This is a genomic window from Natrinema hispanicum (genome assembly GCF_900111485.1).
GTDB classification, from domain to species: Archaea; Halobacteriota; Halobacteria; order Halobacteriales; family Natrialbaceae; genus Natrinema; species Natrinema hispanicum_A.
On sequence record NZ_FOIC01000030.1, the window covers coordinates 23,663 to 33,217 of the forward strand.

General features: G+C 64.0%; 9 protein-coding genes and 1 pseudogene. 4 read left to right on the forward strand and 6 right to left on the reverse strand.

All coding sequences use genetic code 11. The features are described 5' to 3' along the window. The first annotated feature begins 40 nt into the window (after positions 1-40). Complete coding sequence (locus BSG09_RS16840; protein ID WP_092935171.1) at positions 41-1,141, forward strand: DUF354 domain-containing protein; 1,101 nt, start codon at positions 41-43, stop codon at positions 1,139-1,141. Positions 1,142-1,256: 115 nt separating this feature from the next. Next, complete coding sequence (locus BSG09_RS16845) at positions 1,257-1,463, forward strand: hypothetical protein (protein WP_092935173.1); 207 nt, start codon at positions 1,257-1,259, stop codon at positions 1,461-1,463. On the opposite strand, the gene BSG09_RS16850 is transcribed toward BSG09_RS16845, so the two are convergent. The 5 genes from BSG09_RS16850 to BSG09_RS16870 are packed head-to-tail and all read right to left on the reverse strand — an operon-like array spanning position 1,448 to position 6,800. Continuing rightward, entirely contained in the window at positions 1,448-2,512 is a 1,065-nt protein-coding gene (locus BSG09_RS16850) for a glycosyltransferase family 2 protein (RefSeq protein WP_092935188.1), read from the reverse strand. The genes BSG09_RS16845 and BSG09_RS16850 overlap by 16 nt on opposite strands. Further along, positions 2,505-3,989: a nucleotide sugar dehydrogenase gene (locus tag BSG09_RS16855; protein WP_092935175.1), complete on the reverse strand. Its 1,485-nt coding sequence runs from the start codon at positions 3,987-3,989 to the stop codon at positions 2,505-2,507. Before BSG09_RS16855 ends, BSG09_RS16850 begins: the two co-directional genes overlap by 8 nt. Next, positions 3,989-5,014 (reverse strand): Gfo/Idh/MocA family protein, encoded by a 1,026-nt coding sequence (locus BSG09_RS16860; RefSeq protein ID WP_092935176.1) that lies wholly within the window; start codon positions 5,012-5,014, stop codon positions 3,989-3,991. Before BSG09_RS16860 ends, BSG09_RS16855 begins: the two co-directional genes overlap by 1 nt. Continuing rightward, on the reverse strand, positions 5,011-6,213 hold the full coding sequence (locus tag BSG09_RS16865; RefSeq protein WP_092935178.1) for a DegT/DnrJ/EryC1/StrS family aminotransferase: 1,203 nt from the start codon (positions 6,211-6,213) through the stop codon (positions 5,011-5,013). Before BSG09_RS16865 ends, BSG09_RS16860 begins: the two co-directional genes overlap by 4 nt. Then, positions 6,210-6,800: an acyltransferase gene (locus BSG09_RS16870; RefSeq protein ID WP_092935180.1), complete on the reverse strand. Its 591-nt coding sequence runs from the start codon at positions 6,798-6,800 to the stop codon at positions 6,210-6,212. Before BSG09_RS16870 ends, BSG09_RS16865 begins: the two co-directional genes overlap by 4 nt. A 465-nt stretch (positions 6,801-7,265) precedes the next feature. Between BSG09_RS16870 and BSG09_RS16875 the strand changes: the two genes are divergently transcribed. Then, positions 7,266-7,802 carry a DUF7344 domain-containing protein gene (locus tag BSG09_RS16875; protein WP_092935182.1) on the forward strand — a complete coding sequence of 179 codons (537 nt, stop codon included), beginning with the start codon at positions 7,266-7,268 and terminating at the stop codon, positions 7,800-7,802. A gap of 324 nt (positions 7,803-8,126) precedes the next feature. Here BSG09_RS16875 and BSG09_RS16880 read toward each other — a convergent pair whose 3' ends face one another. After that, positions 8,127-9,107, reverse strand: coding sequence for a DUF1616 domain-containing protein (locus BSG09_RS16880; RefSeq protein ID WP_092935184.1), 981 nt, complete (start codon positions 9,105-9,107; stop codon positions 8,127-8,129). A gap of 263 nt (positions 9,108-9,370) precedes the next feature. Here BSG09_RS16880 and BSG09_RS21160 point away from each other — a divergent pair. Then, a pseudogene (locus BSG09_RS21160) lies at positions 9,371-9,555 on the forward strand (RNA-guided endonuclease InsQ/TnpB family protein); the annotation flags it as partial.

Sequence of the window (9,555 nt, forward strand, 5' to 3'; positions counted from 1 at the left end):
GATCCGATTACAAAGAGCCGAGGACGGGTACTCGAGCGCGATGCGGATCCTCGTCTTTGCGAACACACCTGCCCACGTTCACCTGTATCGACACGCCGTCGACCGTCTCGAGCGAGCGGGACACGACGTGCTCGTCCTCACCAGAGAGTACGCCTGTACGACCGACCTACTCGACTACTTCGAGCTGCCCTACCGGGTGTACGGCGACCACCGGACGGAGGGCTACTCGAAGCTCGGATTCGCCCGCGAAGTTGGCGGGCAGTTCCTGACGATCGGTATCGAAGCGCTCCGGTTCGATCCCGACGTCGTCTTCGGCCGGGGACCCTACGCGGCCTACGCCGGCACGCTCTCGCGGACGCCGATCGTGCTCGTCCTCGATGACGAACCTGGTGATTTCAACCACACCGTCTCGCGGCCCTTCGCCGACTGTATCCTCTCGCCGGACGTGACGCGTCGCGATCTCGGCGACGCCCACTACACCTTCGATGGCTTCAAAGAGTGTGCCTATCTCCACCCCGACGTCTTCGAGCCCACCACCGACGTCCGGACGTATCTCGACGTCGATCCCGATGAGCCGTACGTGCTGGTCCGGTTCAACGCCCTCGATGCGTTACACGACGCCGATCTCGAGGGGTTCCGTCCTGACCAGCGACGGGACCTGATCGAACGGCTGAGCGAGGTTGCGACGGTCTTCGTCTCCGACGAAGGCGACGAGTTAGACCTCCGAGACCTCCCGGCGCGGCCCTATGATCTCCATCCCGCATTGATCCACGACGCGATGGCCGAGGCCGAGTTGCTGGTCGCCGATACCGGGACGATGGCCACCGAAGCCGCGCTGCTTGGCACGCCCGCGTTCCGCTATCGCGGGACCGACGACCACGAGTACGGCGAGTTCCAGGAACTCGAGCGCGCCGGCCTCGCCGAACAGTTCGACACCTATGAGGCGGTTCGAGACCGCTCGCTCGAGGTACTCGCCGACGACGATATCGCCGAGCAGTGGGAGCAACGCCGCCGGGAGTACGTCGGCGACCTCGTGAACCTGACCAATCTCCTCGTTGATGTCGCCGAATCTCGCGGTACCGTCGAGCGCCTCGACCGATCGACCAAGCAAGTGCTACAGCCCCGGTCACGGACGATCTGACGTCGCTTGCGGGCTGTGACGCCCGGCGGTTGCACTGATCTGCGAACCCGGCATGAGCGATCTGTCACGAAAAACTTATATCGATCTCCAGAAAAGAGCCGACTAGTTCCGTTCTATGAGTCTCTCTACACTGCTCAGTGACCTGTTTTCCGGCTCGGATACCGGAACCGAGCTGCCGGACGCCAACGCGGACACCGGTGAGGGTATCAGTTCGGTTACGGTGGTTCGTGAGTGCCGACACTGTGGGACGAACGTCTCGGCCGGAACCGCCCAGTGTCCGACCTGCGATAGCGACGAGATCGTCACTTACTCCATCGAGTAAGCCGGCGCTCGAGCGTCGCCGTCGCTTGGATTGCTGTTCTCGTCACACGATACCTCGAGGTCCTCGTTTGCCTCGGCGTCGAGTCGGATGGCGCTCCCGAGCGAGACGAGCCCAAGCAGGGTGGCAACGAACGACGAAAGACCGCCCGCAAAAGCATCGTCACCGCGTCCCGCCCGGACGATCGATCCGCCAAGGCCAGCCAGTCCGCCGGCCAGCCCCAGCGTACCGACGGCGTAGTAGACGACGGCCGGATTGAACGAGCGGACGACATACCGGGTCTTCAACCGCCAGCAGAAGCTCCGAAGTAACAACAGGGAGACGAACCGGATGAACGGGCCGTACTTGATACTGCTGTCCTCGTCGCCGTAGATCGCTGACATGGGGACATCTGCGACGCGACACCCCGCGACGTTTAAATGCGTCAGCAGGTGATTGAGAAAGCCGTATTGGTCGGTGATCTCGTCGAGGTCGAGTCGTTCGATCGCCTCGCTCGAGATGGCGGTGTAGCCGTTCTGTGGGTCGCCGAGCGACCAGTAGCCCGTGGCGAACTTCGAGAGCCCGGTGAGCATGGCGTTGCCGACGAACCGGAACGTCGACATCCCATCACGGTCGTCGGATGAAAGCAGCCGATTGCCCTTGGCGTAGTCGGCTTCGCCGGCCACGACCGGGTCGATGATCCGATCGAGGATCGTGGGGTCCATCTGCCCGTCGCCGTTCATTACCGCAACGACGTCGATATCGTCTGCGACGGCACGACGGTAGCCGGTTTTGACTGCACCGCCGTAGCCCCGGTTTTCCGCGTGACGGATCGGCACGACCCGTCGCTCGTCGCCGCCATCGGCCGCCGTAAGCGCCTGATCGGCCACCTCGCTCTCGGCGTTGACTCGCGTTGCGACCCGCTGGATCACTTGCCAGCTGTCGTCTGGCGATGCATCGTCGACGGCGTAGATACGATCGACGAAGTCGGGAATCGTCTCGATGACCCGGCCGACGAACGCCGCCTCGTCGTAGGCCGTGACCACGACGGCGATCCGTTTTCCCTTATACATCGTTGCCTCCATCGGTTGTCGCGCTCTTCGGCCCGGCCCCGTCCCGGCCGGCGCTGTCGCGGTCACGCAAGCCACGCGGCGGCCGACCGTCGCTCGAGCCAGCGAGATCGTACTCCCGATGGGCAGTCGCCGAGAGATCGACCGCGTCCCGGCCGTCGATGACGACCATCGGCTCGAGCGCGGCCCAGTCGATCCGCTCGAACGCCTCGTGAGGCGTAACGAGCACGGCGGCGTCGAACGTCTCGTCAGACAGGTCGTCGATCGTTACCGGTCGTGCACCGTAGTCAGCTGGATCGACCAGCGGGTCGACACCCGCAACGTCGGCTCCGCGCTCGGACAGTACGTCGATGACGCCCAGCGCCGGAGAAGCACGCGTTTCCTCGACGCCGGGACGGTACGTGACACCGAGGACGACGACCGACGCGTCTGCGAGATCGGTGTCGATTTCTGTGAGTTCTCCCTCGAGTCGGTCGACGACGACCGCGGGCATCTCGTCGTTAACCCGGCGAGCCGTCTCAGTGACGGCCATCGGCTCGTCGGTCCGGCCGAGCAGGAAATGTGGATAGTACGGAATGCAGTGGCCGCCGACGCCGGGGCCGGGATCGTGAAGCTGGCACATCGGCAAGTCGTTAGCCGTGTCGATCGCTTCGCGGACCGAAATCTCGAGCTCGTCTGCGAGCCGACTCAGTTCGTTGGCCAGCCCAATGTTGACGTCCCGATAGATCCCCTCGAACACCTTGACGGCCTCCGCCGTCGTCGCGTCCGAGACGGGGTGGACCTCGTTGTCCGAGAGTTCATCATAGACGAGTGCGGCTGCGCGCGTACTCTCCGGGTCGATCCCGCCGACGACCTTGGGGTAGTGGCCGCGGATGTCGCGCAAGGCGGTGCCCGAGGACGTTCGCTCGGGGCAAAAGGCGAGCCCGAACGCGTCGGGTGCAAGGCCACTTTCGCTCGCGAGATGGGGCTCGAGGACATCACGACAGGTTCCCGGCGGCAGGGTCGACTCGGCGATTACCAGATCGCCGGGTGCGAGTCCGGCTGCGATGTCGTCGACGACCGATTCGACCGTCGTGAGATCGGGATTATTGTCCTCGTCTAAGAGCGTCGGGACGATGATGACGTGGATCCGGGCCGAATCGGCTGCCGCCGCCCCATCCGTCGTGGCCGCGAGCCGCCCGGCAGCGACCTGGTCGGCGACGAGATCGTCGAGTCCGGGCTCGCCGACGACGTGGCTTTTGCCGTCGGCGATCGTCTTGATGACGGCCGGATCAATGTCGACGCCGGTTACGTTCCCCGTCGTCTCGGCGTAGACTGCCGCCAGTGGCAGCCCCATCTTGCCGAGCCCGTAGACGGCGACCGGCACCTCGCCGCCCGTCAGCCGCTCACGCTGTCGGTCGGGCGACAAGGTCGAGCCGTAGAGCCCGCCAGTCGCTTCGGAGCCAGCGCCAGCGCTCGTGTCGGTCGACCGCTCCGCCATCAGACTTCCACCTCCGGTCCCCGTGACGACTCGTCGTCCGCGTCGTCGCTCGGTCCCATCGCGAGCCGGTCGATCAGCTGGACGGTTTTGAGTGCCTCGATGCCATCCTCAGCCGTTACCTCGGGGTCTGAGCCGGTTCTGGCTGCCTCGACGAACGACTCGAGTTCGTTGCGGAGCGGCTCGCCGGTGTCGACGCGGGGCCGTTCGACGACGCTCTCGTGGCGGTATCGGGACTGACCGTCGTCAGCGAGGTATTCCGGATAGGAATCGCGGTGGATCAGCACCGACTGCTCGAGGTAGTCGACCTCGACGAGACACTCGCGAGCGGTCACGGTGAGCCGGCGCACCTTTTTCTGGGTGACACGACTCGCCGTCACCGTCGCGACGACGTCGTTGTATTCGATCGTCGCGGTGGCGTACTGGCCGTCATCGGTGCCCATCGCGGCGACGGAGTGGGGTCGCTCGTCGAGGATCGCACCGACGACGTCGACATCGTGGACCATCAGGTCGTAGATGACGTTGCCCGGTGCCACGCGATCGACCGGTGGGCCGAGCCGTTCGGCTGCGACGCTGATCACGTCGAGGTCATCGATCAACTCCGCGACCGTCTGTACTGCCGGATTGAATCGCTCGATGTGGCCGACCTGTAAGACCAGCCCTGCGTCGTGTGCCTGCTCGGCAAGTTCCCTGGCCTGTTGGACGGTTTCGGCGATCGGTTTCTCGACCAAGACGTGAACGCCGGCCTCGAGACAGGTCGAGACTGTTTCGTAGTGGGCGTGGGTCGGGACGGCCACTGTCACGACGTCACAGCGCTCGAGAAGGGTGTCGAGCGAGACTGCCTCGGTGTCGTACGCGGCGGCGACGCGGTCGGCGATGTCGTTGTCGTGGTCAGTAATGCCGACGAGGTCGACGCTGGGCAGTTCGGCGTAGACTCGCGCGTGGTTTTCGCCCATCGAGCCGACGCCGACGACGCCGGCCCGAAGCTGTTCGTCGGTCGTCGCGGCAGCTACTCTGTCCGTACTCATTGGCTGGTGAAGTGATCGCGCACTGCTTCGACGACGGTGCGCCTGTCGCCGGCCGAGAGTTCCTGATGGACGGGCAGTGACAGCACTTCGTCGGCCGCCAGTTCCGCCGCCGGGAGCTGTGCCGCAGCCGTGCTGACTGTCTCGTAGGCCGGCTGACGGTGGATCGGTGTCTCGTAGTAGATTCCGGTGCCGATGTCTCGCTCTGCGAGTGTCGCCGCGAGCGCGTCCCGGTCGTCCGTCCGCACCGTATACTGGTGGTAGACGTGTCGACGATCGGTCGGCACCGTCGGCGTCTCAAGCGGGAGATCGGCGAGTTCTTCGTCGTAGACAGCGGCGTTCTCGCGGCGCGTGCGGTTGAATTTGGGCAGTCGCTCGAGTTGAACGCGGCCGATCGCTGCCGCGATGCTGGTCATCCGGAAGTTGTGCCCGAGGCAGACGTGGTCGTAGCTGCCGGTCCCGCTGACGTCCCGGCCGTGATTGACGAAGCTCGCGGCGCGGTCGGCGACGTCGTCGCGGTCGGTGACGATCATCCCGCCCTCGCCGGTAGTCATGTTCTTAGTCGGGTAAAACGAGAAACAGGCCGCGTCGCCGCAGGTGCCGACGCGTTGCCCGTCGACTTTGGCCCCGTGGGCCTGACAGGCATCCTCGACGACGAACAGGTCGTGCTCGTCGGCGATCGCACACAACGTCGGCATGTCGGCGGGCAGCCCGTAGAGATGGACCGGCAAGAGCCCGACGACGTCGTCCCGATCTGCGAGAATCCGTCGAACGTCAGCCGGGTCCAGGGTGTACGTCTCGGGATCGATGTCGGCGAAGACGGGCGTCCCCCCGGCCAGCCGAATCGCGTTCGCGCTCGCGACGAACGAAAACGGTGACGTGATCACCGCATCTCCATCGTCGAGTCCGACCGCCTCGAGCGCGGCGTGTAACGCAGTCGTTCCGTTTGATGTCGCGACCCCCTCGTTGGCCCCACAGTAGGTCGCGAATTCTTCCTCGAAGGCCCTGACTTCCGGGCCGTCGGCGAGTCGGCCGTCCTCGAGGATGGCCGTGACGCGCTCGCGAGCGTCGGCGCTAAGTTCAGGATCGGCAATCGGAACGGGTGTCGTGTCTCCGCGGGAGTCGCCATCATATCCCGATTCTGTGCCCGTGCCAGCATCGATACCACCATCGGTCTCGGGGTTCGTCTCGGTGTCCGTCATGCGAGCTGGTTTGCTCCATCGAGAGGGTCCGGAAGCGGTTGGACGGTTGCTGGCGTGCCAACAGCTAACGTGTCTGCCGGGACATCGTCGGTGACGACCGAACCGGCCGCGACGAACGCGTTCTCGCCGATCGTCACACCTGGCAACAGCGTCGCGTTCGCGCCGATCGATGCGCCATCCTCGATCGTTGGGCCCTCGAGTCCGTTCTCGGTTCGGATGGGATACTCGTCGTTCGTCAATACCGCTCCCGGGCCGACGAAGACGTTGCTGCCGATCGTCGTCTGGGTCGGGACGTAGACGTTCGTCTGCAGGCTGACGTGCGAGCCGATCTCGGTCTGGCCGTCGATAACGGTCTTGGTGCCGACGAGGACATCGTCGCCGATCGTCGTCCCCTCGCGGACTAAGACGTCGTGTCCGGTCACGAACCCGTCGCCGATCGTCACGTCACTGTAGACGATCGAGCCCGCTCTGATCGTCGCGCCGTCACCGATCCGGGCTGGCTCGTCGAACTCGCCGTAGCCGACCGTCGCGTCGTCATCGATCGTACAGCCGTCACCGGCGACGACGTCACGTACTGTTTCGCTCATGGCCGGCCACCTCCAGCGCCGTGGCTACCCCAGTGATCGATCGAGCGACTGTGATGAGTACTCATGACACGCGCGTAAGCCGCTCCGTGGCGTCGTGTGTGATCGTATATTCGTTGCATAGTCAATCGATACCCGCGTGGGTGATCGTGCAGAAACAGCCGGTAACGAGGCTTTGTTATCCCCGGCTTGCAGGGGGTGTAGCCACGAACTACGGCAGCATCAGAGCGATTCCTCGCGCAAGCGGCGTGAGTCGGCCGCTTGCGGCCACGGACGAACGGATGGGTCCCGTTCTCATTCGGAAACGTTGGATTAGGCGTCTGTCACGGCCGCTAACTGGTACAAAACCCTTTCGCGAGGGTAGTCGAGTGATAGTAAAGTGTCACAGTCTGGCATTCGGCGGTGTGAGGTATCCGAGCACATCAGACTGCCGGAATCGGCACCGGAGACAACGGGACGAGGGGAGCGATGTCTGAGACCGAACTCACCCAGGCCAAGCTGTTCGACGTCTTTAGCAACGCGCGGCGACGACGAACGGTCCAGTTCCTCAAACAACAGGGCGGCTCCTGTGATCTCGCGCCGCTCGTCGAGCAGGTCGCTGCCTGGGAAAACGACACCGATCCCGACGACGTGACCCGAACCCAGCGCCGACGGGTCTACATCTCGCTGTACCAGACCCATCTGCCGATGCTCGAGGATCACGGCATCGTCGACTGGGATCCGGAGGGCCACGAAATCGAGTTGCTCCCGAACGAGGAGCGCTTCGAGCCCTACCTTGATCGGCACCTCGAGAGCCAGCACGCGTGGCACCGCTTCTATGCAACCGTCACGGCTGTTGGCGTCGTCGCGTTCGGGCTGTCGGTGCTCGCGATCGGGCCGTTGACGAGCGGACTCGCGCCGGTCGTGGCGTTGACACTCTGTGTCGTCGTGTTCGCCCTCTCAGTGGCCCAGCATGTCTCACGTCGTCCCCTCGCCGAGCTTCCGCTTGGTCGGACGAGCCGGTAGCCCGTCTTCGCTGTCCCCGTCGTCAGGAGGGGCAGACCATAGCCGAGCTGGTCGTGTCGATCGATACCCCGCATTCCGTCTGCGGAGACAGTCCCTCCGTGAGCGACTCGTCTGCGGTTCGGCGAGCTGCGACCCGAGTTGACGTCCGCTCTCGATAGGACACGCTCTGGACCGAACCACGACACAGCAAGTGCCTGCAGTTGCGTCTCTCGTCGGTCGATCAGTCTCATGTCGCCGTGGCGGTGCCAGCAGTCTCTCGAGGCTCGGAGTCACCGTACCCCACGGGCTTGGTTTGCGGGAAGCTCGCGTTCAGCGCGGCGGATATCACCTGTCGGTCACGTTCACCCAGAAGTGAGTTTCCTCTGCAGCGTTTTCGTTCGTCGGAGTGGCTGGCGGCTCGTCGTGATAGAGTAAGACACTGATTCGGACCGTTTCGTTGGCTGCCACCGTCGGTGTCACCGATTGCTCGCTGCGTGCGGTCGTCCCGTCGGCGACGGTCGTATTGAGCCGCTGTAACTCGGTTCGCTCGACGACGGCATCGTCCTCGAGGACCTGCTGTTGGATGACGACCGTGTAGTCCTGCTGGGCACCTTCGTGATTTTCGATCGCGATGGTTATCGGAATCGACGTTCCCGGCGCGACGTCACTCGGGAGCTCGCCGGCGACCACCTCGCCGTCGTCGGTTTCGCTATACAATGCGAGTTCCGTGTATCCGCCCGCCGAGACGGGCAGTAACACCCCTACGAACAGTGCGCTGACTGCCGTCCCGATCGCTATCACGAGGACGACCGACGACGCCGTTACACCTGCATTGCGGAGCCGCCTGAGACTCGCGATCGGAGCGACGGTAAACCGCTCTGTGTCCGGCGTTCGAACTCGTCGTACGACGCCGAGTTGTGCCAACACGACCGTCACGGCTGCGAATGCTGCGGCGATCGACTGTGCGCTCAACCCCCAGTCGGTGACCGGCAACACGAGGACGATCAGCGGCACGATCGCAAGCGACAGGACGAAGGCCAGCCCCATGCGTTCGATGCCGTCGATTCCGCGGGGGCGGGCCTCCGCTGCCGTCGCCGCCGTTCTGTTCGCGCTTCGCTTATCGGTCGGAAACAGCGTCGAAACGAGCGCATAGCCCGGCAGAAACAGGACAAGCGGCACCATCGCGAACAAGCGGAGCTCGCTTTCGGTTCCGAATCGCGTCACCAGCAGATACGCGACGACCGCGCCGACCGAGACGGCTGCGAGATCGAACGGGTAGCGGCGAATGAATCCGAACCGCAGCCAGGTACTCGCTCGATGACTCATCGACGGTCCACCGACTGTCGCTGTTTGGCATCCGAGTTCGGTCCCTGTACGGAGAAGACGAGTGCCATACTCGTTGGACGATGCAGTCTTCCGTGCTTTGTTATACGCTGAACAGGCGCAATACCACGGCCTTTAGGCCGTGGATACGCGCCGTCACTCAGTGTCACGCCCCACCGTCTCCGACAGGACTGGATATTCCACCGTTCTCAATCCAATCTTTTACAATTGAAGCAAGTATAAGCGATTATACAGTCGTTCCACGAATGCTGGAAGTCCATCGCACCCACCGAGCACGAATCCTCAACCGCTCACAGGTAGAGGACTCGCTCGACCGCCACGGATGGTCGGCCAGCAAACTTTGGAACGTTGCCAACTATCACTCCCGCCAAGTCTGGGAGGACACGGGCGAAATTCCCGACCACGAGGAGTTGAAACGCGAGTTGAAAGG